Below are 25,769 nucleotides of genomic sequence, written 5' to 3'. Positions count from 1 at the left end.
CCGCGAGGCCCACGAGCATCCCTGCCGGCAGGAGCCGGAGGAGCCCGCCTCAGCCCCGCCGCACCCCGGGCCGCCCCTCCAGTTGGGCCAGCAACTCACCGAGCAGGCCGCTGAGTTGTCCCTGCCCGTCTCCGTCGAGGACGGACAGCACCACCGTCTCGTAGGCGAGCTGTTCCGGCAGGATCGCGTCGACCAGGTCGCGGCCCGCGTCGGTGAGCCGCACGTGCGCGACCCGCCGGTCACGCGCGTCGGCCCGGCGTTCGACCAGTTCCCGCTCCTGGAGCTGCTTGAGCCGCTTGGTGACCGCGGCGCCGGAGGAGAAGGTCTCGCGCGCCAGCTCCCCGGGCGTCAGCTCGTGCCCGGTGCGGCGCAACGCGCCGAGGAGGTCGAACTCGGCACGGGTCAGGCCCGCCCGGCGCAGCGGGGCGTCCTCGGCCTGCTGGAGGAGGGCCGCGCAGCGGTTGATGCGGCCGATCACCTCCATGGGTCCGGTGTCGATGTCGGGGCGCACCGTCTGCCACTGCCGCACCACCGCGGCCACGGTGTCCCCACCGATGCCCGCCGCCACCGGACCGTTCTCTGCTCTCATGCTCGTGCGCCCTCCCAGGCGTCGGCGACCTCTTCACGGGGCCGCGTCCCCTGACCGTTCTCACCGCTCTGCCGTCGGACCGTCGCCGCGAGCGTACGGTGTCCGGCGCGTTCGGCGGCGACCACCCGCTCTTCGGGCAGGGCCCGCTGCCACCATTCGCCGGCGGCCGCGTCGGTGGCGGCGCGCAGGTCGACGAGGGCGGCGGTCAGCCGGCGCCGCGCGGGCGCGACCGGGCCGGGCTCCGTCAGGTCGGCCTCGGCGCGCTCCCTGGCCCGGTCCACGGCCTCGACGGCCCGCTCGATCTGGTCGGCGGCGCGCCGGTTGGTGACGAGGACCGCGGCGGCGACGCCGAGCACGGCGCCGACGAGGGTGTCCACGACGCGGTCGATGATCAGCTCGCCGGGCTGCTGGAACCGTGCGAACTCGGTGACGAGCAGCGCCATCGGCGTCACGCAGACACTGCCCAGCCAGTAGTTGCGGCTGATCAGTGCCTCCGCCCCGAAGGCGAGGGCGAGGCAGCTCACGATCAGCTCGGCGTGGCCGAGGTGGGCGAACGGCGCGATGGCGGCGAAGGCGAGCACGCCGACGAGGTTGCCGACCACGCGCTGCACGCCCCGGTTCCAGGTGAGCGTCACGTTGGCCTGGTAGAGGGAGGCGGCGGTGACCAGGGCCCAGTAGGGGCGGCCGATGCCGAGGGCGAGCGATCCGTATCCGGCGAGCGCGCAGCCCAGGGCGGTGCGCAGCGCGATGGGCAGCAGCGGGGAGCCCGGCGCGAGCCGGCGCCACAGTGACACCTTGGGTTCGGCGAGTTCCGCGGCGACGCCGAGCAGCTCGTCGCGCTCCCCGGGGTGTACGTCGCCGGGGCGCGGGACGGCGCCCGTGCCGCGCAGCCCGGCCGCCCAGGAGCGCAGCGTCGCGGGGTCCGCGGCGGTGGGCGCGGCGAGGGCCTCTTCGGCGCGGACGACGAGACGGGCCAGGGCGCGCCGCGCCTCGGTGGTCGGGGCGCCGGTGGCGAGCAGCGACTGCCAGGCGGCGTGCACGGCACCGGCCGCGGCGGCGCGGGCCCGCTCGGCGGCCGGCCCGGAATCGGCGGCTTCGGCGGCTTGGGCGGCTTCGGCGGACGCGGCGGCGGCGTGCAGGGCGCGCGCGGTGGCCCGGCGCTCGGGGCCGTGCGGCCGCACCAGGGCGGGCGCCATGCCGACGAGCCAGGCCACGGCTCCCCCGACGAGAGTGAGCGCGAGGTGTCCCGGGACCTGCCCGATGCCCTGCGGTGCGAAGAGGGTCGCCGAGCTGATGAAGGTGAAGATCAGATGGCCGGGCGGGCCGATGCGGGTCGCGTCGCACAGCGTCTTCTGCGCGGCGGCGAGGACCGCGCCGACGGCGACGAGGACCGCGGCGGAGCCGGTCAGCGAGGCGGTGACCAGCGAGACGGCCACGCTCGCGAACATCCCGGCGACGACCCAGGCCAGTGCGCGCGCCCTGGCGGCGTACGGGAGGTTGTGGGCGTACAGGGCGCAGAACGATCCGGCCATCGTGTACATCACGAGGTCGAGCCGCCCGATGGCCAGCAGCGTCAGATTCGGTAGCGCGGTGGCCACGACCACGCTGCTCGCGGGCTTGAACCAGATGTCGGACGGCTTGCCCGGGCGCAGCACCCCGGCGAGCGGGAGCCTGCGCGGACGGGTGGGGCGGGGGGACGGGTGCGGGGACGGCGACGTACTGCTCATACCTAAAACCTTAGCAAGTGTTTTACCAGGAAAAGACCTCTGCCCTGACGTGGGCGCGGAGAGGCCGCCTCGCTCCCCTTGTGCGCCCCGTGCACCCCCATGCGCTCGCGTACGGCTCCACGGCCCTGGGCATCGACCCGACGACACCGTCGACAGGGGGAGGTGCGCGGTGCACGGACCGGCGCAGGCCGCCTGGCTGCTCGTCGCGCTGTGCGCGGCGACCGGGGCCTACTGTCTGCTGCGGATGCGCAGCCGGATCGAGGAACAGCGCCGCACCGCGGGCGGCGAGGCGCTCATGGGGTTCGGGATGGCGGTGATGGCCGTGCCCGCCGCGGTGGTCGCGCTGCCGCGCTGGACCTGGCTCGGCTATGCCGCGGTGTTCGGGGCGGCCGCGGTGCACGCGCTCTGGGCGGCGCGCGCCGGCCGCCACCACGTCCACCACCTCATCGGCGCGTTCGCCATGGTGTACATGTCGGTGGCGATGATCACGGCCCCGGGCGCGCACGCGGGCCACGGAGGCGCGGGCGTGCCCCCGCTGACCGGCGCCCTCCTGCTGTACTTCGCCGGATACGTCCTGTGGTCCGGCGCGCGGCTCGCTCCCGCGGAGGCGGTGGGGACGGTGGGGGCGGTGAGGACAGCGGGGACGGTACGGACGGTCGCGGCGGGCGAAGGCGGCGGCTCGGCGGTCCTCGGCTGGGGCGACCGGCCGGAGCTGGCGCTGGCGTGCAGGCTGTCGATGGCGATCGGCATGCTGGCGATGCTGCTGACGCTCTGACCGGCGCGCCGCCAGGACGGCCGCGGGAGGGCCGCGGGAGGGCCGCCCGGTTCAGTGGGCGATCAGCGTGGCCAGCGGCGTGAGGCAGTCGATCTGCCAGTCCGCCGCGTCGGCCACGGCCGGGTCCTCCGCCCACAGGTGGCCCCACGGCCCGCGCCGGATGTGCGCGGCGCGCAGGCCCGCCTGCTTCGCCGGGAAGACGTCGTGGGCGGGGTGGTCGCCGACGTAGAGCGTCTCGTGGGGCCCGGCCTGGGCCACTTCGAGCACCCGCGTGAAGAAGGCGGGGTCCGGCTTGGCCACGCCCCAGTCGCCCGAGGTGACGACGAGGTCGGCGGGCAGGTCGAGGTCGCGCAGGAGTTCGGCGGCGCGCGAGGTCGCGTTGCCCGCGATGATGACGCGGACCCCGAGCTTGCGGAGACCGCCGAGGGCGGGCCGCACATCCGGATACAGGTCGCTCTCGGCGAGATGCTCGCCCCGGCCCGCCGCCTCGCGCGCGTGGTGGGCCGAGGCGATGTCCATGTCCGGGCTGATGAGCCGCAGGGCCTCCAGGCCGTCCCCGCCCTGCGCGACGACGGCGCCGACGAGCGCGGACAGGGTGTGCCGCGGAACCTTCAGCCAGTCCGCCCAGGAGGCCCAGTAGCGGTCGTCTTTGGTGAGGGTCTCCCCCACGTCGAACACGATGGTCTCGATCATCGTCCGACACTACGGCGTCCCACCGCCCGTACGGCGGTCGCCACTCGGCGGTGACACAGAGCGATCCGATCACGGCGCATTTCGTACGCGACGTGCCCACATCGGCCGTGGCGTCCGTCACTTGCGGAGGCGGCCCATACCCCTCGGTAGCCCGGCCCTCATAGGCTGGGCGGCATGATGGTCCCCGTCGCGCTGTTGCTGCTGGGCGCCCTGACTGCCCTCGTCGCCCCACGGATGCTCGCCCGCGCCGACTGGCCGGAGCGCGAACCGGTGGTCGCGCTCTGGGTCTGGCAGTGCGTGGTGGCGGGTGTCCTGCTCTGCTGCGCGCTCTCGATGACGCTGAGCGCGGCCGCCGCCTGGCAGGCCGTGCGCGGCCATGTCTTCGCGCCGGCGCCGAACGCCGTGGTCGAGGCGTACGCCCTCCAGGCGCCCGGCCCCTGGGCGGCGGCCACCGCCGTGGTGCTGGCCTGCGGCGGCGTGTGGACCGCGGCGATGCTGACCCGGGAGATCGCCCTGGCGCGGACCCGGCGGGCCGGACGGCGGGCCGAACTCCTCGTACGCGCCCCGCTGTTGCCCGGCGAGGAGCCGGGCGCCGACCGTCTCGTCGTCCTGGAGGGCGAGCGCCCGGACGCCTGGTGGCTGCCGGGCCAGGCGCCCCAACTGGTCGTGACCACCGCCGCGTTGCGCCGCCTGAAGGGCCGACAGCTCGATGCCGTGCTCGCGCACGAGCAGGGCCACGCGCAGGCCCGGCACGACTGGCTGCTGCACTGCTCGGGCGCGCTGGCCGCGGGGTTCCCGCAGGTACGGGTGTTCGCGGCGTTCCGCGACCAGATGCACCGCCTGGTGGAGCTGGCCGCAGACGACGTGGCGTCGCGCCGCTTCGGCCGGCTGACGGTCGCGCTCGCCCTGGTCGAACTGAACGAGGACCGCGGCGTCTTCGGCCCCTGCCCGACACCGCAGGCGCACGTCCCGCAGCGCGTCCACCGACTGCTCTGTGCCCGCCCGCGCCTCACCGCCGCCCGCAGACTCCGCCTGACGGCGACGGCGGCGCTCGTGCCGGTGGTCCCCGTCCTGGTCACGTTCGTACCCGGTCTGCGGGCCCTGGGCTAGGCCGCGGGCACGGCCCGGCGGTCGTGCACCGGGATGGCCCCCACCCCACCCCGTCGGCGAGGATCTCCCCATGCACCCCGCTCCACTGGACTCCCCGCCCCGTCCGCCCGCCCACCGGGCGGCGCTCGCCGCCGCGCTGTTCTGCGTGCCGTCCGTCCTGCTGCTGCTCCTGGTGGAGCTGGAGTGGAGTCCGCTGATGTCGCTCGACGGCGACATCGCGCGCACCGCGCACCGCTGGGCGGTGGCCGACCCGGACGTCACGCAGGTGAGCCGGATCCTCACCGACTGGGTGTGGGACCCATGGACGATGCGCGCGCTGTGCGCGGTGACGGTGGTCTGGCTCGCGGTGCGCGGCGCGCGGTGGCTCGCGCTCTGGCTCGCGGGGACGTGCCTGGTGGCCTCCGTCGTGCAGCAGTCGCTCAAGGCGGCGGTGGACCGCCCACGGCCGGTGTGGCCGGACCCGGTGGACTCCGCGCACTACGCGGCGTTCCCCTCGGGCCACGCGATGACGGCGGCCGTCGTCTGCGGGCTGCTCCTGTGGCTGCTGCGCCTGCACGGGCCGGGCCCCGCGCTGTGGCGCGCCGCCGTGGCCCTCACCGTGCTCTCCGTGGCCGGGGTGGGTGTGACCCGTGTCTGGCTCGGCGTCCACTGGCCCACGGACGTCGTCGGCGGCTGGCTGCTCGGCGGCCTGACGGTGGCACTGGCCGTCGCGACGTACGCGTACGGGCCGGGCCGGCGTGACCTGGGGGGCACTTGACCGCTCGTCGGCCGCTCCCGGAGGATCCTGCTCATGACGATCAAGGGCGTGCTCTTCGACTTCTCCGGGACCCTGTTCCGCATCGAGCCGACCGATGCCTGGCTGCGCGCCGTGGCCGTCGGGCTCGGAGTGCCGCTCACCGAAGGGGAGTTGGCGCGGAAGGCGGCGGACCTGGAGCGGGCGGGGGCGTTGCCGGGCGGGGCCTGCCCGGTGGCGGTGCCCGAGCACCTCGCCGAGCTGTGGGCGAACCGCGACCGGAGCGCCGAGCAGCACCGCGCCGCGTACACGGGGGCCGCCCGGGAGGTGCCGCTGCCCGATCCGCGGCTGTACGACGCGTTGTACGAGCGGCACATGGCACCGGAGGCGTGGCGTCCGTACGGGGACGCGCAGGAGGTACTCGCTGGGCTGCGCGAGCGGGGCGTCAAGGTCGCGGTGGTCAGCAACATCGGGTGGGATCTGCGGCCCGTCTTCCGCGCGCATGGGCTCGACCCGTACATCGACGCGTACGTGCTGTCGTACGAGCACGCCATCCAGAAGCCCGACACGCGCCTGTTCGCGGTGGCGTGCGACGCGCTGGGCGTCGATCCCCGCGACGCCCTGATGGTCGGCGACGACCGGCGGGCCGACGGCGGCGCGGCGGATCTGGGCTGCGAGCTGCACTTCGTCGACCATCTGCCGGCCGAGCGGCGCCCCGAGGCCCTGCGGCCGGTGCTCGGCCTGATCGGGTGACGCTGTGAACGGTCAGCCGTCGTCCGGCACGGCCCGAGCCGAACCACCTGTGAGCAGGCAACACTCCCCCGCGGTGTTGCCTGCCCAAGGCCGGTCCGGCCGGTGCGGAACCTCATGAAGGCCCCGTTACGGCACGCGCTGAGTATATTGGCTCAGAGCCAGTCAACGCAGGAGTTACAGAATGTCCCCGCGTAGCCCATCGGTCAATGAAGAGCTGCGCAGGCGTTCCCGCGAGCGGCTGCTGCAGGCCACGGTGGAGCTGGTCGGCGAGCGGGGCTACGAGGCCACGAAGCTCGGCGACATCGCCGACCGGGCGGGCGCGGCCCGCGGCCTGGTGTCGTACTACTTCCCCGGAAAGCGCCAGCTCCTGCAGTCCGCCGTGCACCGTCTGATGCACCGCACCCTGGAGGACGCCCTGGAGCGGGAGCCGGGCACGGAGGACGGTGAGGAGCGCCTGGCGCGGGCCATCGACGCGATCCTGGGCCTGGCCCGCGACGAACCGCTGCTCATGCGCACGCACATGGCGGGGATCCTTCAGGCGGAGGGCTTCGTGCAGTGCCCCGAGCAGCAGCGCCTGGCCGAGCTGCTGCGCGACACCGTCGTGCGGTACGGGTCGGGTGACGTGGGCAAGGACTATCCGCTGCTGCGCGCACTCCTGATGGGGGCGGTGTTCGCCCTGCTCATTCCGGGTGCGCCGATGCCGCTCACGACGCTGCGGGCCGAGCTGTTCGAGCGGTACGGCCTGGACTGGAAGCTCGGTGTCCCGCCGAGCGGCACGCCGCCCGACGGGACACCGTCGACGCTGTCGTTCCGTGCGCCTCGGGCGCCTTGGTCGCCTCAGTCGAAGTAGTCGAAGTAGTCGGGCTGCGTCTGGACGTTGAGTTCGCTCATCCGGACCCACTGCGCCGGCTGGGTCCGCTTGTCGTTGATCTTCAGGACGTCGAGGCCCTTGGCGATGTCGTTGGAGTAGACCCGGCCGTTGTAGTAGTACGCCGACCACGAACCGGCCGTCGTGAGCTTGTCGGTGGTGTGCGGGCCGCGCTCGAAGTACCCGATCTCCTTGGGCCTGGTCGAGTCGGTGAAGTCCCAGACGGAGACGCCGCCCTGGTACCAGGCCTGGACCATGAGGTCCTTGCCCTTGACGGGGATCAGCGAGCCGTTGTGGGCCACGCAGTTCTCGGTGGTGGCCTGGTGGCGCGGGATCTTGAAGTAGCTCTTGAAGACGAGCTTGCGCTTGTCGCCCTTGCCCTTGATGTCGTAGATGCCGTTGGCACCGCGCTTGGGCCCGGTGGCCTCGTCGCAGGTGGCGCCGGAGCCGCCGCCCAGCTCGTCGGTGAAGACGACCTTGTCGGCCTTCTGGCTGAAGGTCGCCGAGTGCCAGAACGCGAAGTTCTCGTTGTCCTGCACCTGATCGATGACCCTCGGCTTATCCGGGTCCTCGATGGAGAAGAGGATGCCGTCGCCCATGCACGCGCCCGCGGCGAGATCCTCGGAGGGCAGCACGGTGAGGTCGTGGCAGCCGGTGGTCTTGGAGACGCCCGGGTTGGTGGGACCGCCCGGGTTGCCGCCCCCGTCGGGGCCCTCACCGGGGAAGAACACGGGGAAGTCGATGACCGCCGCCTTCTGCGGGGCCTTGCGCGGCACCTTGATGATCGAGATCCCGTCGTGCGGCGGCCGGCAGTCGGGGAACGACGCGCTCGGCGAGTACGAGGAGACGTACACGTAGACGTCGCGCCGCTCCGGCACCAGCGTGTGCGTGTGGGAGCCGCAGGCGGTCTCGACGGCCGAGACGTACCTGGGGTTCGCCTTGTCGCTGATGTCGAAGATCTTCATGCCCTCCCAGGAGGACTTCTCCGTCGCGGGCTGCGAGGTGCTGTTGCAGGAGTTGTCGCTGCGCGAGGAGTCGGTGGACAGGAAGAGCAGGTTCCCCGAGACGGAGATGTCGTTCTGCCCGCCCGGGCACAGGACCTGCGAGACTGTCCGGGGCTGCTCCGGCCTGCTGATGTCGAAGATGCGGAAGCCGTCGTAGTTGCCCGCGAACGCGTACTTCCCCTGGAAGGCGATGTCCGTGTTCGTGCCGGGCAGCGCGTCCTTGGGGATGTTGGCCACGTGCTCGATGTTGGCCGAGTGGACCACCTCGCCCGGCGCGGGGATCTCGCCGCGCTCGATGGCCTCGCGCGCCTTCGCGGCGTCGCTCTTGGAGACGCTCTTCGGGGCGGCGGGAGAGTCACCGGGGTCGGGCGTGGCTCCCGCGGGCGCCGCGGTGAGCAGCGCGGCGAGGAGTCCGGCCGCCGCGGCGCCGACTCCCAGGCGTCTGCGTCGAGTTCGGGATTCTTTCAACAGGGTCACTGCGTCCTCCCTTGTCGCCGTTCACAGTCGAACGGTTCACGGACACCCGCAGTATCGTGCTCATCATGCACAGATCAACAGAGGGCGACGTACTCGTCACGAAAGTCTTCGGTCACGGATACGCGCCTTCGTGCTAGTACGCAGCCCAACCCGCCCGTGTGCCAAGGAGGTCGCTGTGCCGCTCAACCGCCGTACGTCCGCCGTCACCGCGCTCGTCACCACCGCCGTTCTCGCACTCGGGGGCTGTGACTCCGGCGCGGGCGGGGGCTCGAAGTCCGGCGCCGGTCGCGAGGCGTCGCCGGGCCCCTCGGTGATCGCCCCCGGCAGACCGGGCGAGACCGCGGAGACGATGTCGGCGAAGGAGGCGGCCGGGAGGAGAGTCGACGACGACACCCCGAACTCGGCGGACTTCACCTACACGCAGATGATGATCACGCACCACGGCCAGGCGCTGACGATGACCGGACTCGCCCCGAAGCGCGCCGGGTCGGGGAAGGTCAAGCGGCTCGCCTCCCGCATCAGCGCCGCGCAGGCACCGGAGATCGGCGCCATGAAGCGCTGGCTGAAGAGCCACGGCGGCCCGCGCGAGGACGCCGGACACGGGACCGCGCAGGGGAACGGGCACGACCACGCGACGATGCCCGGAATGGCCACGGACGCGCAGCTCAAGCAGTTGCGCGCCGCGAAGGGCAAGGCGTTCGACCAGCTCTTCCTGAAGCTGATGATCACGCACCACAGCGGGGCGGTCACGATGGCCACGGACGTGCTGGCCGAGGGCAACAACATCCAGGTCGAGGAGATGGCGAACGACGTCGTGGCGCAGCAGTCGAGCGAGATCAGCCGGATGCGGGAGATGGACTGAGCCGCGCGAGCGACGGAAGGCGGGCGACGGACGGCGGGCGCCACGGCACACGCTCCTGACAGCGGGCACCACGAGTGCGATCCTGAAACCGTCCCGGGGTCGCCTCGCGGAGGGAGCACCACCGTGCTGCAGGTCGCCGTCGTCGGTTCGGGCCCCAGCGGGGTGTACGCCGCGCAGTCCCTGGTCCAGCAGGAGCGGGTGCCGGGGGTGCGGGTCGATGTCCTCGACCGGCTCCCCTGCCCCTACGGCCTCGTGCGCTACGGCGTCGCGCCGGACCACGAGAAGATCAAGTCCCTGCAGAACAATCTGCGCACGGTCCTGGAACACGACCGCGTGCGCTTTCTCGGCGCCGTCGAGATCGGTCCGGGTGCTCTGCCTCCGGAGCGGCTGCTCGGCCTGTACCACGCGGTGGTCTACTGCGTCGGCGCGGCGGCGGACCGCAGGCTCGGGGTGCCCGGCGAGGACCTGCCCGGCAGCCACTCGGCGACCGAGTTCGTCTCCTGGTACAGCGCGCATCCGGATGTCCTGACGGACGGTTTCCAGCAGGACGGTTTCGTACGCGGCGTGGAGTCGGCCGTCGTCATCGGCGTGGGGAACGTCGCGGTGGACGTCGCCCGCATCCTGGCCCGCGGGGTCACCGAGCTGCTGCCCACCGACATGCCGGACGCGGCGCTCGGCGTCCTCGCGGGGAGCCGGGTGCGTGAGGTGCACATGGTCGGGCGGCGCGGGCCGTCCCAGGCCCGGTTCACCACCAAGGAGCTGCGGGAACTCGGCTCGCTCCCGGACACGGAAATCCTCGTCGATCCTCAGGAGCTGGCGCTGGACCCCGCGTACGCCGACCCGTCGGGGCTGCCCGCCGCGAGCCGACGCAACGTCGAGGTGCTGCGCGGCTGGGCCGAGCGTCCCGCGCGGGGACTGCCCCGGAGGATCCGGCTGCGCTTCTTCCTGCGGCCGGTGGCCCTGACGGCCGGGGCCGCGGGCCGCGTCGGCGGGGCACGGTTCGAGCGGACACTGCCGGACGGCCGGGGCGGGGTGACCGGTTCGGGGCGGTACGAGGACATCCCGGCGCAGCTGGTCCTGCGCTCGGTCGGCTACCGCGGGGTGCCGCTCGAAGGTCTGCCGTTCGACGCCGACCGGGGCACGGTGCCGCACGCCGCGGGGCGGGTGCTGCGCGACGGGGCGCCGTCACCGGGAGAGTACGTGGCCGGGTGGATCAAGCGCGGCCCGACCGGTGTCATCGGCACGAACCGCCCGTGCGCCAAGGAGACGGTGCAGTCGCTGCTCGACGATGCCCCCGACCTCGTACGGAAGGACGTTCCGGAGGATCCGCTGACGGGGCTGCGCGCGGCGGGCCTGCGCCCTGTGGAGTGGCCGGGGTGGCTGGCCATCGAGCGGGCGGAGGCGGAGCTGGGGCGGTCGCTCGGGCGGGGCGTGGTGAAGATCCCTGACTGGACGGGGCTGCGGCGGGCGGCGCAGGGGCGGTAGCCCACTATGGACGGCGCAGGGTCAGTAGCCCACTAGGCCCGGCCGGCGCGAAGCCCGCCGCTCGGGGGCCGGGTCGGCGTCGGCGGCCGGGTCAGCCGTCGGTGCCGAGCCGGTCGACCTGGAGGGCGGCCGCGGCGAGGACGCTGTCGAGCAGACCGGGGAAGAGCGCGTCCAGGTCGTCGCGGCGCAGCACGCTCAGCTTGGCCGTGCCGCGGTAGATCTGCCGGATCACGCCGCTCTCACGCAGCACCCGGAAGTGGTGCGTGCTCGTCGACTTGGTGACGGGCAGGGCGAAGTACGAGCAGGACAGCTCGGCCCCCTCCTCCCGGGCGAGATCCCGGACCACCCGCATCCGCATGGGGTCGGCGAGAGCGTGCAGCACCGCTTCGAGCCGGATGTCCTCGGGCTCGGGGTGGGCCAGCGTCCTGCTGCTCGCTGCGGCGGTCGTCATGACGGCTCCACTTCGTCCGGTGTTCCCTGGCGCCAGTGCCGGTGTTCCCTTGGGTCATTGTACGAGACTCATCGTAGTTTGACATTCACCGTACTACGAGGTCTATCGTACGAGCAGTACACCAGCCGCAAGGAATGGAGTCCGCCGTGAGCGCCCTGTTCGAGCCGTACACCCTGCGATCGCTGACGATCCCGAACCGGGTCTGGATGCCCCCGATGTGCCAGTACTCGGCGCTGCCGGAGGGCCCCCAGGCGGGTGTTCCGCAGGACTGGCACTTCGCGCACTACGCGGCACGTGCCGCCGGCGGCACCGGCCTGATCATCGTCGAGGCCACCGCCGTCAGCCCCGAGGGCCGCATCAGCCCGTACGACCTGGGCATCTGGAACGACACACAGGTAGAGGCGTTCCGCCGGACGACGGCGTTCCTCAAGAGCCAGGGCACCGTCCCCGGCATCCAGATCGGGCACGCCGGGCGCAAGGCGTCCACCGGCCGTCCCTGGAAGGGCGGCGCCCCGGTGGGCGCGGAGGAGTACGGCTGGCAGCCCGTCGGGCCCAGCCCCGTCGCCTTCGACGAGCGCCATCCCGTGCCGACGGAGCTGACCGTCGAGGAGATCCGCGAGATCGTCGCGCGGTTCGCCGACGCCGCGCGGCGCTCGCTGGACGCGGGCTTCGAGGTCGCCGAGATCCACGGCGCGCACGGCTACCTGGTCGGCGAGTTCCTCTCCCCGCACAGCAACAAGCGCACCGACGCGTACGGCGGTTCGTACGAGAACCGCACGCGTTTCGCGCTCGAAGTGGTCGACGCCGTACGGGCCGTGTGGCCCGCGGACAAGCCGCTGTTCTTCCGCATCTCCGCCACCGACTGGCTGGAAGAGGCGGGCTGGACGGCCGACGACACCGTCCGCTTCGCCACCGCGCTCAAGGAGCACGGCGTCGACCTGCTCGACGTGTCCACGGGCGGCAACGCCGCCGGCGTCCGCATCCCGGTCGCCCCCGGCTACCAAGTGCCGTTCGCCGCACGGGTGAAGGCCGAGACGGAGCTGGCGGTCGCCGCGGTCGGCCTCATCACCGAGGTGGCGCAGGCCGAGAAGATCATCGCCAATGGTGAGGCGGACGCGGTCCTGTTGGGCCGGGAACTGCTGCGCGACCCGTCGTGGGCGCGGCGCGCGGGACGCGAACTCGGCGCCGAGGTGCACGTGCCGGACCAGTACCACCGGTCGGTCTGAGCAGGAGCAGCACACCACAGGTCCGCCGCCCGGTGCACTCGCTTCACTTACTTCACTCGCTTCACTCACTTCACTCTGGAATGGCCGCCATCGTGAAGGAGTGACCGGCCGGGTCCGCGTACGTGCGCGTGTCGCGCGGACCGCTGTTGTTCTTCGTGTCCACCGGGCGCGCCCCGAGGCCGACCGCCTCGCGCTCCGCCTCGTCCATGTCGTACCGGGCCACCATGATCCGCAGGTGTGCCTGCTGCGAGTCCTCGGGGCGGGGCCAGCTCGGCGGGATGTAGTCGCGCTCCCTGTGCACGGCGAGGCAGACCCCGTTCTCGTTGGTGACCTCTACGTAGTCGGGGTCCTTGCTCAACTGGACCTCCGCGCCGAGCAGTCCGGCGTAGAACTCGGCCAGCTGCTCCGGCTCCGAACAGTCCAGTACGAGAACGGTGTTCTTGTGAACGGTCATGGCGTCCGGGTCCCCCGCGCCCATGCCGCCAAACGGGGCGTGCGGCGTTTCCGCCCACCGGCCAGGGGCACCCGCGCGACCATGGAGTGGATGCACAGGGCCGCCTGCGCCGATGAGGACCCCGACCTGTTCTTTCCCATCGGCACTACAGGACCCGCGATAAGAGATCTCGACGCCGCCAAGCAGATCTGCGCCCGCTGCCCGGTGAGCGGGGAGTGCCTGGCCTGGGCACTCAGCACGGGGCAGGCGTCCGGCGTATGGGGCGGCACCTGCGAGGAGGAGCGTGCGGCGCTGAACAGGAGAACGCCGCACCCCTGAACGGTTCGGGACCCCTGAACGGTTCGGGCGGGCCTGCGCCTTCGTCAACGCGGCCGACGCTCACCGCGCTTGGACGCGACATTGCCCGAGCCCTTCAGACGGTGCGGGGTCAACCTGCCCTGCCCCCTGGGGACTTCGTCCGGCTCCCGCACCTCCTCGACGTGCCCGACCGGGCCGCCGGGGGGCGGTTGCGGCTGGTCCTGGGGGCGGGGCGGCACCTGCTCCCTGTCGCGGACCCGGACCCCGAACCACACGGCCCAGACCAGCAGGGCGGCGATGGCCACTCCCGCCAGGAACGGCAGGAGTCCGCCCAGCGGCGCCGAGGCGGCGAGGTGTTCCACACTGAGGTCGGTCTTGAGGCCAGTCATGGGCGCCGAGTACCCGCGACCCGGCGGCGGACACCGGCTCGCTCACCGCATCCGGCTCGGTCCATCACCGCATCGGCTCGGTCACCGCATCGGCTCAGTCACTTCATCCACTCGGCCTCGTACGCCGCGTACGTCCCGTCATGCGTCGCGAGGTGCACGAACTGGTCGACGTACTCCTTGAACTCCTCGTCCCCGCGCGGCATCGCGTACGCCTTCTCCGAGAAGGTGAAGGGCCTGTCGGGGTGGAGCGAGCAGAGTTCGGGGTGGATCTTCGACTGGTAGAGCGTCTCGCTCGCGTCCGTCATCATCACGTCCGCCCGGCCGTCGATGATCTCCTGGAAGATGGTCGTGTTCTCCGGATGGAGTGCGATCGTCGCCCGCTTGATGTTCGCTCGCGCGAACTCCTCGTTCGTCCCGCCGGGGTTGACGATGACCTTCGTGCCCGGCTTGTCGATGTCCGTCAGCGCGCCCGCGCCGAACCGGTCCTTGTCCGCGCAGCGCACGATCGGCGTCTTGCCGTCCTCGCGGGTGGGCTCGCTGAAGTAGACCTGGCGGGCGCGCGGCAGCGTGATCGAGACGCCGCCCACGCCGATGTCGCAGCGGCGCGCGGCGACGTCCTTGGTGAGGTCCGCCCAGGTCGTCGCCACGAACTTCGGCTCAGCTTCCAGGCTCTTCGCGAGGTCGCGCGCCATCTTGATGTCCACGCCGCTGTATGTCCTGTCGGCCGGGTCCCGCTTCGTGAAGGGGGCGTAGTCGCCGGTCGTGCAGACCTTCAGTACGCCCTTGTTCGGCACGGAGTCCAGGAGGCTGCCCCGGTGGCGGTCCGGGCGCGCGCCCGCGCCCGCGTCGGGCGAGGCGGGCGCGGCGGCGGTGACGGCCAGCAGACAGACGAGGGCGGACAGGGTGGCGGCACGCTTCACGGGGGGGGCTCCTCTGCGCTACGGACGGCTCGACGGGATCACCTTCGACCAGGCTCGATCACCTTCGCAGACCGGTTCCCGCGGGTGAACCCCCTTCTCACGGAGCGAGCGGGGCCAGCCGGACCGGGGTCAGGTCCGGCGCCCCGCCGGCGTACGCGTCCTCGTACGCGTCCTCGTCGAACGGGTACAGCGGCCGTTCCACCCGGTGGTGCCCCAGGCGCGGCAGGTCCTGGTCGACGCCGCCCGGCGTGAGGGCGAGCAGCCAGTCCGCCGCCATGTCGTACAGCTCCGGCTCCAGATAGCCGATCTTCACGGCCACGATGTCGTACGTACGAGGGTCGATGCCGAGGCCGCCATTGCGCGGGCCCATGAAGTCGGCCAGGGTGTGGAACGGCTTGCGGCGCTCGACGAGGATCACGGTGAGGCCACCGGTGCGCACGGCCGCCATGTCGGCCCCGCGGTCGTAGGCACCGCCCTCGGCGCGGTCCTTGCGGTCGGCGGCGCGCTGCAACGCGACGACGGTACCGGTCAGTTCGTACGGCCCGCCGTGGTCGGCGTCGACCTTGCCGCCGACGCTCAGCGTCACCTCCGCGCCCACGCCCGCCTCGAAGCAGTGGGCGACGGCGACCGGGTCGGTGATGCCGGGGTGGACCGCGGTGACCTCGCCGGAGCGGATCGCGTCGTGGTCGAGGAGCTTGCCCAGCATGTACGCGAGGTCGCCCGCGCCGCCCGCCGTCGGGTTGTCGCCCGAGTCACTGATCAGGAAGGGGCGCTTGTCCGAGGCCGCGGCCCGCTCGACGCACTCCTCGGCGCTGCCCGTCGGGCCGACGAAGACGAAGTCGCGGCGCGCGTCCCAGTAGCGGCGGGCGAGCTTCTCGGCCTCGGCTGCGGCGAGTTCGGCGTCGTCGCCGGTGACGACGACGGCGGCCTTGCAGCGCGGCTCGTCGGCCCAGGCGTAGCCGACCCACAGCGCGGCGTCGAGGATGCCGGGCAGCTTCTCGATGTCGGCGAGCGAGGCGTAGAGGGACTTGGCGGGCTCCAGGCGGGTGCTGGTCTTCTCGCCGGGCAGCAGCACCGGGACCTGTACCCAGGCGCGGTGCGGCCGGGTGCCGTCGAGCAGGCACCGTACGAGGTTGCGGGCCGCACGCTCGCGGGTCTCCCATGCGTCCTCGTGCGGGGCGAGGCGGTGGGCGGTGAGCAGGTCGACCGGCTCGGCGAAGCGGCGTGAGACGTTGCCGTGCGGGTCCATGGCGGTGGAGATCATCGGGCGGCCGGTGCCGTCCGGGGTGCCGATGGAGTCGAGGGCGGCGCGCACCGCTTCGGTGAGGTCGGCCTCGGCGTCGCTCAGGCCGGTGACGCTCATCGCGCCGTGGATGTCGTACACAAGGCCGTCGAGCGGCCCCGCTTCCCTTATGCGCGTGACCAGTTCGTCCTTGAGCGTCAGATACGACTCCGCTTCCACCGGTCCGCCGGGCAGCGAGGTGGCGTGCAGCAGCGGCACCCATTCGACGGTGGCGGCGAGGTCGGAGTCGGGGCGCGTCCACGTGTAGCGGTCGAGGAGGTCCTGGCCGCGTGTCTGACGGAAGTCGTCCGTGGTGGAGCGGTGCGGGCAGAACGTGGAGGACTCGATGCCGATGCCGCCGATACCGATGCGCAGGCGGCGGCGGTGCGCGGTGGGGGTCATGCGGGTGCGCTCTCTTCCTGGGGTGCGGGGGCGGCCGCGGTGGTGGGGAGGTGGTGGCGCAGGGCGGTGAGGCCGGCGCCGAGGAGGCCCGCGTCGACGCCCGTGACGGTGGTGGTGATCTCCAGATCGGCCGTCGCGAGGGGCAGGCAGCGCTCGTAGAGCACGCCGCGCACGGCGGCGACCAGGGGTTCGGCGGTCGCGAGGACGCCGCCGAGCGCCACGGCCTGCGGGTTGAAGAAGTTGACGACGACGGACAGGACCGTGCCGATGTGCCGTCCGGCGGTGCGGACGAGGGTGGTGGCCTGCGGGTCGCCGTCCGCGACGAGGCGCAGCAGGTCGCTGGTGTCGGTGACCTCGACGCCCTGGAGGCCGAGTTCGCGGATGAGGGCCGCGCCGCTGGCCACGGTCTCCAGGCAGCCGATGTTGCCGCAGCTGCACGGGCGGTCGCCGGCGGCGTCGACGCGGACGTGGCTGATGTCACCCGCGCTGCCGTTGGCGCCGTCGTGCGGGCGTCCGGCGGAGATGATGCCGCTGCCGATGCCGCGCCCGGCCTTGACGACGACGAGGTGGTCAAGGCCGGGCCGTGCGACGCGGTGTTCGCCGACGGCCATCATCGTGGCGTCGTTGTCGACGGTGACGGGGATGCCGAGCCGCTCGGCGAGGACGTCCCGCAGCGGGTGGCGGTGCCAGCCGGGCATGCGGGACGGACTCAGGACGCGGCCCGTGGCGGGCTGCACGGGCCCGGGGAACGCGACCCCGAACGCGCACACCGTACGGCCCTCTCCGTGCTGGCGGGCGACGAGGCGGTCGACCTGGCCGCAGAGCCAGTCGACCGCGGACTCGGGGCCCGCGGTGATGTCGTGCGGCAGGTCGACGGCGTCCCGCACCGTGCCGCCGAGGTCGACCACGCCGAGCCGCGCGTGGTGGCTGCCGAGGTCCGCGGCGACCGCGACAGCGCCGTGCGCGGCGACCCGCAGCAGCCTCGGCCTGCGGCCGCCGCGCGAGGCGCCCTCGCCGGACTCGCTGAGGAGCCCGGCGTCGACCAGTTCCTGTACCCGCAGGGAGACCGTCGAGGGGGCGAGGCCCAGTTCACGTACGAGGTCGGCCCGGGAGGTGGCCGCCCCCGAGGAGACCAGGTGGACGATGTGCCGCGCCGACCCTGGTTCGCCGAGTGGTGTTCCGGCCATACCGCCCCCAGTTACTTCGATGTCTTCGTTCGAGAACGACATGAACAATAGGTCGGGGCAGAGGAAGTTGGCCAGCTCTGCCGACTTTCCGGACCCTTGCCGAACCAAGCTATTGACTTGTTTTTCGGCTGCGGCCTAGCGTTCGGGCGCCGCCCCGTCGTTCTCCGGCACGGGGGCCGGCCCCGCACCCCTTGGAGGCCCATCGCCATGCGCTCACTCAGGTCCGCGGCGGCAGCCCTGCTCGTCCTCGCGGTGGCCCTCACCGGCTGCGTCCGCGAGGGCGGCCGCATCGACATGGGCCCCACCGGCGGCACTCCCGTCGAGGGCGGCACGGCGACCATGGCGCTCCCGCCGGCCGCCACGCCCAACTGGATCTTCCCGATCGGCGCGCCCGGCTACGGCGCCTCGTACAACTACGGGATCAACTCCCTGCTGTTCATGCCGGTGTACGACGCCGTGCAGGACAAGGCGGAGGGCGAGCTGACCACGCACGGCCCCGGCACGCTGGGCCTGGCGCCGACGTACAGCGACGGCAACAAGACGGTGACGGTGCCGCTGCGCGAGGGCGTGCGGTGGTCCGACGGGAAGCCGGTCACCACGCGCGATCTGGAGTTCTGGTTCCGCCTGGTCAAGGCCAACAAGGCGGAGTGGGGCAGCTACTCGGTCGGCACGATGCCGGACAACGTCAAGCGGTTCGAGACGCTCGACGACCACACGGTGCGGCTGCACCTGACACGCGCGTACAACCCGGACTGGTTCACCGCCAACCAGCTCACTCTGTTGCGGGCCCTCCCCCAGCACGCCTGGGACGCCAGGACCGACGGCGGGAGGATCGGCGACTGGGACCGCACGACGGAGGGGGCCAGAGCGGTCTTCGCGCGGCTGACCCGGCATGCGAAGAGCCTCGGCTCGTACGGCACCGACCCGCTGTGGAAGACCGTCAACGGCCCGTGGAAGCTGGCGGACTGGCGCGACAGCGGGCAGGTCACGATCGTGCCGAACGAGAAGTTCACCGGCCCGAAGTCGGAGCGCCCGCACCTGGACAAGGTGGTCTTCAAGCCGTTCACGACGGCCGACTCCGAGTACAACGTGCTGCGTTCGGGCGGTGTCGACTACGGCTACATCCCTCCCTCGGTGATGGCCCAGAAGGAGAGGTTCGAGGGCAAGGGCTACCGCGTCGATCCGTGGGAGGGCTGGGCGGCGACGTACATCGTCTACAACTTCAACTCCACGCGCGGCGGCCCGCTGATGAGCCGGCTCTACATCCGCCGGGCCATGCAGCACCTCGTCGACCAGAAGGCGATGAGCGACGTCATCTGGCAGGGCGGCGCGACACCGACGCTCGGCCCGGTGCCGGTGACGCCGAAGAGCCAGTACCTGTCCAGGGCGATGGAGAGGAACCGGTATCCGTACGACGTGGAGAAGGCCCGCCGCCTGCTCACCGCGCACGGCTGGCGGACCAAGGACGGCACGGCCCGCTGCGTACGCCCCGGGACGGGCGCGAACCAGTGCGGCAAGGGCATCGAGAAGGACGCCCCGCTGGAGCTGACCCTGCTCTCCCAGTCCGGCTCGACCGAGACGACGAACATGATGCAGGAGCTGAAGTCCTCGCTGTCCAAGGCCGGGATCGACCTGACCATACGTCAGCAGCCGCTGAACTCGGTTCTCGGGAACTCCATCCCGTGCGAGGCGAAGGACCCCGGCTGCGACTGGGACATGTCCTTCTTCGGGACGGCCGGCAGCTGGTACTACCCGCTCAACCCCAGCGGCGAACAGCTCTTCTCGACGGGCGCCTCCGCCAACTTCGGCAACTACAGCGACGAGAAGGCCGACCGCGTCATCCGGGCCGTGCAGTACTCCCCCGACATGAAGGCCGTACACGAGTACGGCGAGTACCTCGCCGAGCAGCTGCCCGTGATGTGGATGCCCAACCCGGCGTACCAGGTCTCCGTGATCCGCAACGACCTGCGCGGCGTCTCGCAGAACCCGACCGTCACCTTCGCGCCCCAGCACTGGTACTACGTCAAGAAGAAGGGAGCCGAGAAGTGACCGGCTTTCTGGTCAAGCGCTTCCTCCAGGCGGTCGTCGTCCTCTTCCTGGTGTCGGTCATCGTCTTCGTGCTCCTGCACCTCCTGCCGGGCGGCCCCGCGCGCGCCATCCTCGGCCCCAAAGGCACCCCGCAGCAGATCGAGCACTTCAACCACCAGCAGGGGTACGACCGTTCAATGCCGACGCAGTACGCGATGTACCTGAAGCGGCTCCTCACGGGCGACCTCGGCGAGTCATTCAAACTCAACTCGCCCGTCCTCGACCTGCTGAAGCAGCGCCTGCCCAAGACGCTGCTCCTCACCGTCCTGTCCACCGCGCTCGCGGTCGTCATCGCGGTCCCGCTCGGCCTGCTGCAGGCCGTACGGCGCGGCAAGGCGTCGGACTACGCGCTGACGGGCCTCGCCTTCCTGTTGTACGCGACGCCGGTGTTCTTCCTCGGCCTCATCATGATCATCCTGTTCGCGCAGGTCATACCGGTCCTCCCGGCGGAGGCACCACAGGGCGAGACGGTCGGCGAACTCCTCGGCGACTTCAGCGGCCTTGTCCTGCCGGTCGTCACCATGGCCTTCGGCATCATCGCCATGTTCAGCCGCTACATGCGCTCGGCGGTCCTGGACAATCTCACCGAGGAGTACGTCCGTACCGCCATGGCCAAGGGCCAGTCGAGCCGCCGGATCATGGTCAGGCACGTCCTGCGCAACGCCCTCATCCCGCTCGCGACGCTCCTCGGCCTCTACCTGCCGACGCTCTTCAGCGGCGCCCTCGTCGTCGAGTCGATGTTCAACTACCCCGGCATGGGCCTGCTGTTCTGGAACGCGGCACAGGGCTCCGACTTCCCCGTCCTGCTCGGTGTGACGCTCGTCGTCGGCGTCGCCACCGTCGTCGGCTCCCTGCTCACCGACATCCTCTACGCCGTCCTCGACCCCCGGATACGGAGCGTGGCATGAGCACCACGGTCGCCCCTGTCACCGCCCCCGGCCACGAGGAGGCGGCGCGGGCCACGCCCTCGCTGGCCCGCCGCACCCTACGGGTCTTCACCGGCAACGGACTCGCCCTCACGGGCGTGGTCGTACTCGCCCTGCTGCTGGCGTTCAGCTACCTCGGCCCGCTCCTGCACCCCACCGAGCAGATCCACACCGACCTGTCCCGGGCCAACCTACCGCCCGGCAGCCCCGGCCACCTCCTCGGCACCACCGACCTCGGCTACGACATGATCGGCCGCCTGATGGTGGCCGGTCGGACATCTCTCGAAATCGGTCTGGCGGCCGGGCTGTTGGCCACCCTCTTCGGCACCGTCTACGGCGCGATCGCCGGATACTTCGGCGGCTGGGTCGACTCCACGATGATGCGCGTGACCGACGCGGCGCTCGCCATCCCGGCGATGTTCCTGCTCGTCGTGGTCGCCGCGATCATCACGCCCAGCAAGGGCGTCCTCATCATGATCATCGCGGCGGTCGCCTGGCTCTCCCCCGCCCGCCTGGTACGCGGCGAGGCGCTGTCGCTGCGCGACCGCGAGTACGTCCAGGCCATGCGGATGATGGGCGGCAGCGGCACCCGGGCCGTCCTCAAGCACATCGTGCCGAACGCCATCGGCACGGTCATCGTCAACTGCACGTTCCAGATCGCCGACGCGATCCTCTACGTCAGCTACCTCGCCTTCCTCGGCCTGAGCATTCCACCGCCCTCGGCCGACTGGGGCTCGATGCTGTCCTCCGGCATCACCTACACCCAGAACGGCTACTGGTGGCTGATCTTCCCGCCGGGCATCGCGATCGTGCTGGTCGTCGCCGCCTTCAACTTCATCGGCGACGGGCTGCGGGACGCGTTCGAAGTGCGGCTGCGGAAGTAAGGGAGTACCGGAAAAGATGACCGAGCCTCTGCTCGCCCTCGACGACCTGCGCGTCGGCATCGCCTCGCGCGAACGCACCGTCCACGCCCTCGACGGCGTCTCCCTGACCCTCGCCCCCGGTGAGGCCCTGGGCATCGTCGGCGAGTCCGGCTGCGGCAAGACGATGACCGCGCTCAGCGTCCTCGGCCTGCTGCCGCCCGGCGGCAGGATCACCGGCGGACGCGTCCTCTTCGACGGCCAGGACCTCGCCACCGCTTCCGCGCCCGCCCTCCAGGACGTACGGGGGAACGCCATCGGCATGGTCTTCCAGGACCCGCTCACCTCCCTCAACCCGACGATGACGATCGGCGCGCAGGTGGCGGAGCCGCTGCTCCTGCACCGGCCCGGCATCGGCAGGAAGGAGGCGCGGGCGCGCGCCCAGGAGATGCTGCGCCTGGTCGGCATGGGACAGCCCGCCGAGCGCATGAGGGCCTACCCGCACCAGCTGTCCGGCGGCATGCGCCAGCGCGTGGCGATCGCCATGGCCCTGGTCTGCGAGCCGAAGCTGCTCATCGCGGACGAGCCGACCACGGCCCTGGACGTGACGACGCAGGCCCAGATCCTGGAACTCGTCGACGACCTGCGCTCCCGCCTCGGCATGGCGATGATCCTCGTCACCCACGACCTGGGCGTCATCGCCGACCGCGTGGACCGGGTCGCGGTGATGTACGCGGGCAAGGTCGCCGAGGAGTCCGGCGTACGCGATCTCTTCACGCGCCCGCGCCACCGCTACACCGAGGCCCTGTTCGCCGCGCTGCCCGAACGGGCGGCCGGTACCGGCAGCGAACTGCACACCATCCCGGGCCTGCCGCCGAACCTCGCGGCACGCCCCACCGGCTGCCGCTTCGCGCCGCGCTGCGTCTTCGCCACGGACGAGTGCCGCGCCGAGGAGCCGCCGCTCGTGGACGACGAGGTGCGGGGCGCGGAGCACCGGTTCGCGTGCTTCCACCCGGTGCCCGCCCCGGAAGAGGCCGCGTCCGAGGCGGAAGTGGTGATCCCGGCGCCCGTCCCGCCGGCCGCCGCGCCCGGCGGCGTACTCCTCGAACTGGACGCGCTCGTCAAGGAATTCCCTCTGAAGGGCGGACCGTTCTCTCGCGGTCGCGGCACGGTCAGCGCGGTCGGCGGGGTGTCGCTCACGGTCCGCAAGGGCGAGACGTTCGGCTTGGTCGGCGAGTCCGGCTGCGGCAAGACCACGCTCGGGCGGATCGTCGCGGGCCTGGAGGAGCCGACCGGCGGGGCGGTGCGGTTCGAGGGCGTCGATCCGACGCGGATGTCCCGGGGAGAGCGGCGCGCGCACCGGCGGCGCGTCCAGCTGATGTTCCAGGACTCCACCGCCGCGATGGACCCCCGGATGCGGGTCGGCGAGATCCTGCGCGAACCCCTGGTCATCCAGGGCGTCGGCAGCCGCGCCGAACAGGAGGAACTGGTCGCCGAGCTGCTCGACGCCGTCGGCCTGCCGCGCGGCGCCGTGCACCGCTACCCGCACGAGTTCTCCGGTGGACAGCGCCAGCGCCTCGGCCTGGCACGGGCGTTGACGCTCTCCCCCGATCTGGTGGTCGCCGACGAGCCGGTCTCCGCGCTTGACGTGTCGGTGCAGGCGCAGATCCTGAACCTGATGCGGAGGCTCCAGCGCGAGCGGGGCCTGACCTATCTGTTCATCTCGCACGACCTGGCCGTCGTACGGCACCTGGCGGACACGGTCGGCGTGATGTACCTCGGCAAACTGGTGGAGTCGGGGCCTGCCGAGGAGGTGTACGAGCGTCCCCTGCACCCCTATACGCGCGGCCTGCTCGACACGGTGAACCTGCCCGACCCCGAGGCCGCGTCCGGCATGCGGCACACGCCCCTGAAGGGCGAGACCCCCTCGGCGGCGAAGCCCCCGTCGGGCTGCCGCTTCCGCACCCGCTGCCCCCTCGCGCAGGACGTGTGCGCCACGACCGAACCGCCGGTGAGCACGCCGAACGGGGAGGGACACCAAGTGGCCTGCCACTTCCCCCTGGCCTCACCTCGGCTAGCGTCGGCGGTGTGAAACTCGCCGATGTCCTCGCCCGTCGCCCGGTCGTGCTCGACGGCGGGCTCTCCAGCCAGTTGGAGGCCGCCGGGCACGACCTGAGCGACGCCCTGTGGTCGGCGCGGCTGCTCGCCGACGATCCCGGGGCGATCGAAGCCGCCCACCACGCGTACTACGAGGCGGGCGCCGAGGTCGCCATCACCGCCAGCTATCAGGCGACGTACGAAGGGTTCGCGCGGCACGGCATCGACGCACGCCGCACCGCCGAACTGCTCCGCCTCGGCGTGGAGTTGGCGCGGCGTGCCGGTGCAGGGCTCGGCCGCGAGGTGTGGGTGGCCGCGTCGGCGGGGCCGTACGGCGCGATGCTCGCCGACGGCTCCGAGTACCGGGGGCGGTACGGGCTCACCGTGGACGAGCTTGAGCGCTTCCACCGGCCCCGCCTGGAGACCCTCGCCGCGGCGGAACCGGACGTACTCGCCCTGGAGACGGTCCCCGACACCGACGAGGCGCGGGCGCTGCTGCGTGCGGTGCGCGGCCTCGGAGTGCCCGCCTGGCTGTCGTACAGCGTCGCGGGCGATCGCACGCGCGCGGGCCAGCCCCTCGATGAGGCCTTCGCGCTCGCCGCCGACGTGGAGGAGGTGATCGCGGTCGGTGTGAACTGCTGCGATCCGCGCGACGCCGACGCGGCGGTCGCGCTGGCCGCGCGCGTCACCGGCAAGCCCGTGGTCGTCTATCCGAACAGCGGGGAGACGTGGGATGCCGGGGACCGGGCCTGGCGCGGTCCCGCTCGGTTCGCGGCCGGTCAGGTGGCCGGCTGGCGGGCGGCGGGGGCGCGGCTGGTGGGCGGGTGCTGCCGGGTGGGCCCCGCGGCGATCTCGGAGGTGGCGCGGGAGCTGTCGTCGCAGGGGCGGTCGATGGGGTGAGTACGCAGCGTTGACCTGTGACAACGCCACGCTGGAGGGTGATTGTCAGTGGTGGGGTGCAGACTGACGGATACCTGAGACAACGACGTCCGGAGGTGGCCGTCATGGCCGATGTACTTCTGACCGTAGGGACCCGCAAGGGCCTGTTCATCGGCCGCAGGCGCGGCGGCGCCTGGGAGTTCGACGACAGCCCGTACTTCAACGCGCAAGCGGTGTACTCCGTCGCGATCGACACCCGGGGCCCGACACCACGGCTGCTGGTCGGCGGCGACAGCGCGCATTGGGGCCCGTCCGTCTTCCACTCCGACGACCTGGGGCAGAAATGGACGGAGCCCGCGAAGGCCGCCGTTAAGTTCCCCAAGGACACCGGGGCGTCGCTGGAGCGGGTGTGGCAGCTGCATCCGTCGGCCGCGGAGCCGGACGTGGTGTACGCGGGCACGGAACCAGCCGCGCTGTACCGCTCCGAGGACCGCGGCGAGAGTTTCGCGCTCGTCCGTCCGCTCTGGGAGCACCCCACGCGTTCCAAGTGGGTGCCGGGCGGTGGCGGTGAGGGCCTGCACACCGTCCTGACCGACGCGCGCGACGCCCGCGCGGTGACGGTCGCGGTGTCCACTGCGGGGGTGTTCCGCACGCTCGACGGCGGGGAGAGCTGGGCCCCGTCGAACAAGGGCGTCTCCGCGGTGTTCCTGCCGGAACCCAACCCTGAGTTCGGGCAGTGTGTGCACAAGGTCGCGCGGGACGCGGCCGACCCCGACCGGCTGTATCTGCAGAACCACTGGGGTGTGTACCGCAGCGACGACGCGGGCGCGCACTGGACGGACATCGGCGGCGGCCTGCCGTCCGACTTCGGCTTCGCCGCGGTCGCCCATCCGCACCGAGGCGGCACGGCGTACGTCTTCCCGATCACCGCGGACAGCGACCGGGTGCCCGCCGACCGCCGCTGCCGCGTCTACCGCACGGCGGACGCGGGCGGGAGTTGGGAGCCGCTGAGCGCGGGCCTGCCGCAGGAGGACCACTACGGGACGGTGCTGAGGGACGCCATGTGCAGCGACGGCAACGACCCGGCGGGCATCTACTTCGGCAATCGCAACGGCGAGGTGTACGCCTCGGCGGACGACGGCGACAGTTGGCGGCTGCTCGCCTCGCACCTGCCGGACGTACTGTGCGTGCGGGCCGCGGCCATCGGTTGATCGACGCCACCGGTACGGCAGTAG

25 protein-coding genes are annotated in these 25,769 nt (G+C 72.2%); 15 read left to right on the top strand and 10 right to left on the bottom strand.

The window, feature by feature from the left end; all coding sequences use genetic code 11:
- Positions 1–49: 49 nt before the first annotated feature.
- A complete protein-coding gene (locus ACWDZ7_RS09355) occupies positions 50–589 on the bottom strand; it encodes a MarR family winged helix-turn-helix transcriptional regulator (protein ID WP_451796075.1) in 540 nt (179 codons plus the stop codon).
- Complete coding sequence (locus ACWDZ7_RS09350; protein WP_451796074.1) at positions 586–2,316, bottom strand: FUSC family protein; 1,731 nt, start codon at positions 2,314–2,316, stop codon at positions 586–588. Before ACWDZ7_RS09350 ends, ACWDZ7_RS09355 begins: the two co-directional genes overlap by 4 nt.
- A 169-nt stretch (positions 2,317–2,485) precedes the next feature.
- Here ACWDZ7_RS09350 and ACWDZ7_RS09345 point away from each other — a divergent pair, with 169 nt between their 5' ends.
- Positions 2,486–3,091, top strand: coding sequence for a DUF5134 domain-containing protein (locus ACWDZ7_RS09345; protein WP_451796073.1), 606 nt, complete (start codon positions 2,486–2,488; stop codon positions 3,089–3,091).
- Positions 3,092–3,142: 51 nt separating this feature from the next.
- Here ACWDZ7_RS09345 and ACWDZ7_RS09340 read toward each other — a convergent pair whose 3' ends face one another.
- Entirely contained in the window at positions 3,143–3,784 is a 642-nt protein-coding gene (locus tag ACWDZ7_RS09340; protein WP_451796072.1) for an HAD family hydrolase, read from the bottom strand.
- A 174-nt stretch (positions 3,785–3,958) separates the two neighbouring features.
- Between ACWDZ7_RS09340 and ACWDZ7_RS09335 the strand changes: the two genes are divergently transcribed.
- From ACWDZ7_RS09335 to ACWDZ7_RS09320, 4 genes are all read left to right on the top strand, one after another.
- A complete protein-coding gene (locus ACWDZ7_RS09335; RefSeq protein WP_451796071.1) occupies positions 3,959–4,894 on the top strand; it encodes a M56 family metallopeptidase in 936 nt (311 codons plus the stop codon).
- Between the two features lie 70 nt (positions 4,895–4,964).
- Entirely contained in the window at positions 4,965–5,651 is a 687-nt protein-coding gene (locus ACWDZ7_RS09330; protein ID WP_451796070.1) for a phosphatase PAP2 family protein, read from the top strand.
- Positions 5,652–5,684: 33 nt separating this feature from the next.
- Positions 5,685–6,380: an HAD family hydrolase gene (locus tag ACWDZ7_RS09325; RefSeq protein ID WP_451796069.1), complete on the top strand. Its 696-nt coding sequence runs from the start codon at positions 5,685–5,687 to the stop codon at positions 6,378–6,380.
- Positions 6,381–6,561: 181 nt separating this feature from the next.
- Positions 6,562–7,230, top strand: a complete 669-nt coding sequence (locus ACWDZ7_RS09320; RefSeq protein ID WP_451796068.1) for a TetR/AcrR family transcriptional regulator — start codon at positions 6,562–6,564, stop codon at positions 7,228–7,230.
- On the opposite strand, the gene ACWDZ7_RS09315 is transcribed toward ACWDZ7_RS09320, so the two are convergent.
- Positions 7,218–8,729 carry an LVIVD repeat-containing protein gene (locus ACWDZ7_RS09315; protein ID WP_451796067.1) on the bottom strand — a complete coding sequence of 504 codons (1,512 nt, stop codon included), beginning with the start codon at positions 8,727–8,729 and terminating at the stop codon, positions 7,218–7,220. The genes ACWDZ7_RS09320 and ACWDZ7_RS09315 overlap by 13 nt on opposite strands.
- A 175-nt stretch (positions 8,730–8,904) precedes the next feature.
- Between ACWDZ7_RS09315 and ACWDZ7_RS09310 the strand changes: the two genes are divergently transcribed.
- On the top strand, positions 8,905–9,591 hold the full coding sequence (locus ACWDZ7_RS09310) for a DUF305 domain-containing protein (RefSeq protein WP_451796066.1): 687 nt from the start codon (positions 8,905–8,907) through the stop codon (positions 9,589–9,591).
- A gap of 123 nt (positions 9,592–9,714) precedes the next feature.
- A complete protein-coding gene (locus tag ACWDZ7_RS09305; RefSeq protein WP_451796065.1) occupies positions 9,715–11,076 on the top strand; it encodes an FAD-dependent oxidoreductase in 1,362 nt (453 codons plus the stop codon).
- Between the two features lie 91 nt (positions 11,077–11,167).
- Here ACWDZ7_RS09305 and ACWDZ7_RS09300 read toward each other — a convergent pair whose 3' ends face one another.
- Positions 11,168–11,527: an ArsR/SmtB family transcription factor gene (locus ACWDZ7_RS09300; RefSeq protein WP_451796064.1), complete on the bottom strand. Its 360-nt coding sequence runs from the start codon at positions 11,525–11,527 to the stop codon at positions 11,168–11,170.
- Positions 11,528–11,673: 146 nt separating this feature from the next.
- On the opposite strand from ACWDZ7_RS09300, the gene ACWDZ7_RS09295 reads away from it, so the two are divergent.
- Positions 11,674–12,753 carry an NADH:flavin oxidoreductase/NADH oxidase gene (locus tag ACWDZ7_RS09295; RefSeq protein WP_451796063.1) on the top strand — a complete coding sequence of 360 codons (1,080 nt, stop codon included), beginning with the start codon at positions 11,674–11,676 and terminating at the stop codon, positions 12,751–12,753.
- Positions 12,754–12,823: 70 nt separating this feature from the next.
- Here ACWDZ7_RS09295 and ACWDZ7_RS09290 read toward each other — a convergent pair whose 3' ends face one another.
- Entirely contained in the window at positions 12,824–13,207 is a 384-nt protein-coding gene (locus ACWDZ7_RS09290; protein ID WP_451796062.1) for a VOC family protein, read from the bottom strand.
- Positions 13,208–13,297: 90 nt separating this feature from the next.
- Between ACWDZ7_RS09290 and ACWDZ7_RS09285 the strand changes: the two genes are divergently transcribed.
- Positions 13,298–13,525, top strand: coding sequence for a WhiB family transcriptional regulator (locus tag ACWDZ7_RS09285; protein ID WP_451796061.1), 228 nt, complete (start codon positions 13,298–13,300; stop codon positions 13,523–13,525).
- Between the two features lie 44 nt (positions 13,526–13,569).
- Here the strand turns inward: ACWDZ7_RS09285 and ACWDZ7_RS09280 are convergent, their stop codons facing one another.
- The 4 genes from ACWDZ7_RS09280 to ACWDZ7_RS09265 all read right to left on the bottom strand — a co-directional run bounded on the left by ACWDZ7_RS09280 (position 13,570) and on the right by ACWDZ7_RS09265 (position 17,684).
- A complete protein-coding gene (locus ACWDZ7_RS09280) occupies positions 13,570–13,893 on the bottom strand; it encodes a DUF6479 family protein (protein ID WP_451796060.1) in 324 nt (107 codons plus the stop codon).
- 98 nt (positions 13,894–13,991) lie between these two features.
- Entirely contained in the window at positions 13,992–14,813 is an 822-nt protein-coding gene (locus tag ACWDZ7_RS09275) for a transporter substrate-binding domain-containing protein (protein WP_451796059.1), read from the bottom strand.
- A 97-nt stretch (positions 14,814–14,910) separates the two neighbouring features.
- The gene (locus ACWDZ7_RS09270; protein ID WP_451796058.1) at positions 14,911–16,497 is read right to left on the bottom strand and encodes a M81 family metallopeptidase; all 1,587 of its coding nucleotides are present in this window, start codon (positions 16,495–16,497) and stop codon (positions 14,911–14,913) included.
- Positions 16,494–17,684 (bottom strand): ROK family protein, encoded by a 1,191-nt coding sequence (locus ACWDZ7_RS09265; RefSeq protein ID WP_451796057.1) that lies wholly within the window; start codon positions 17,682–17,684, stop codon positions 16,494–16,496. The genes ACWDZ7_RS09270 and ACWDZ7_RS09265 overlap by 4 nt, the downstream gene beginning before the upstream one ends.
- 207 nt (positions 17,685–17,891) lie before the next feature.
- Here ACWDZ7_RS09265 and ACWDZ7_RS09260 point away from each other — a divergent pair, with 207 nt between their 5' ends.
- The 6 genes from ACWDZ7_RS09260 to ACWDZ7_RS09235 all read left to right on the top strand — a co-directional run bounded on the left by ACWDZ7_RS09260 (position 17,892) and on the right by ACWDZ7_RS09235 (position 25,745).
- A complete protein-coding gene (locus ACWDZ7_RS09260) occupies positions 17,892–19,733 on the top strand; it encodes a peptide ABC transporter substrate-binding protein (protein WP_451796056.1) in 1,842 nt (613 codons plus the stop codon).
- Positions 19,730–20,680, top strand: coding sequence for an ABC transporter permease (locus ACWDZ7_RS09255; RefSeq protein WP_451796055.1), 951 nt, complete (start codon positions 19,730–19,732; stop codon positions 20,678–20,680). The genes ACWDZ7_RS09260 and ACWDZ7_RS09255 overlap by 4 nt, the downstream gene beginning before the upstream one ends.
- Entirely contained in the window at positions 20,677–21,582 is a 906-nt protein-coding gene (locus ACWDZ7_RS09250) for an ABC transporter permease (protein WP_451796054.1), read from the top strand. Before ACWDZ7_RS09255 ends, ACWDZ7_RS09250 begins: the two co-directional genes overlap by 4 nt.
- 16 nt (positions 21,583–21,598) lie before the next feature.
- The gene (locus tag ACWDZ7_RS09245; RefSeq protein WP_451796053.1) at positions 21,599–23,650 is read left to right on the top strand and encodes an ABC transporter ATP-binding protein; all 2,052 of its coding nucleotides are present in this window, start codon (positions 21,599–21,601) and stop codon (positions 23,648–23,650) included.
- Entirely contained in the window at positions 23,647–24,555 is a 909-nt protein-coding gene (gene mmuM / locus ACWDZ7_RS09240) for a homocysteine S-methyltransferase (protein WP_451796052.1), read from the top strand. The genes ACWDZ7_RS09245 and mmuM overlap by 4 nt, the downstream gene beginning before the upstream one ends.
- Before the next feature lie 104 nt (positions 24,556–24,659).
- The gene (locus tag ACWDZ7_RS09235) at positions 24,660–25,745 is read left to right on the top strand and encodes a WD40/YVTN/BNR-like repeat-containing protein (protein ID WP_451796051.1); all 1,086 of its coding nucleotides are present in this window, start codon (positions 24,660–24,662) and stop codon (positions 25,743–25,745) included.
- Positions 25,746–25,769: the final 24 nt, after the last annotated feature.

This window comes from Streptomyces sp. NPDC003032, from assembly GCF_053591415.1.
Note: the sequence above shows the minus strand (reverse complement) of the source record. Positions and strands in the feature narration are given on the sequence as shown.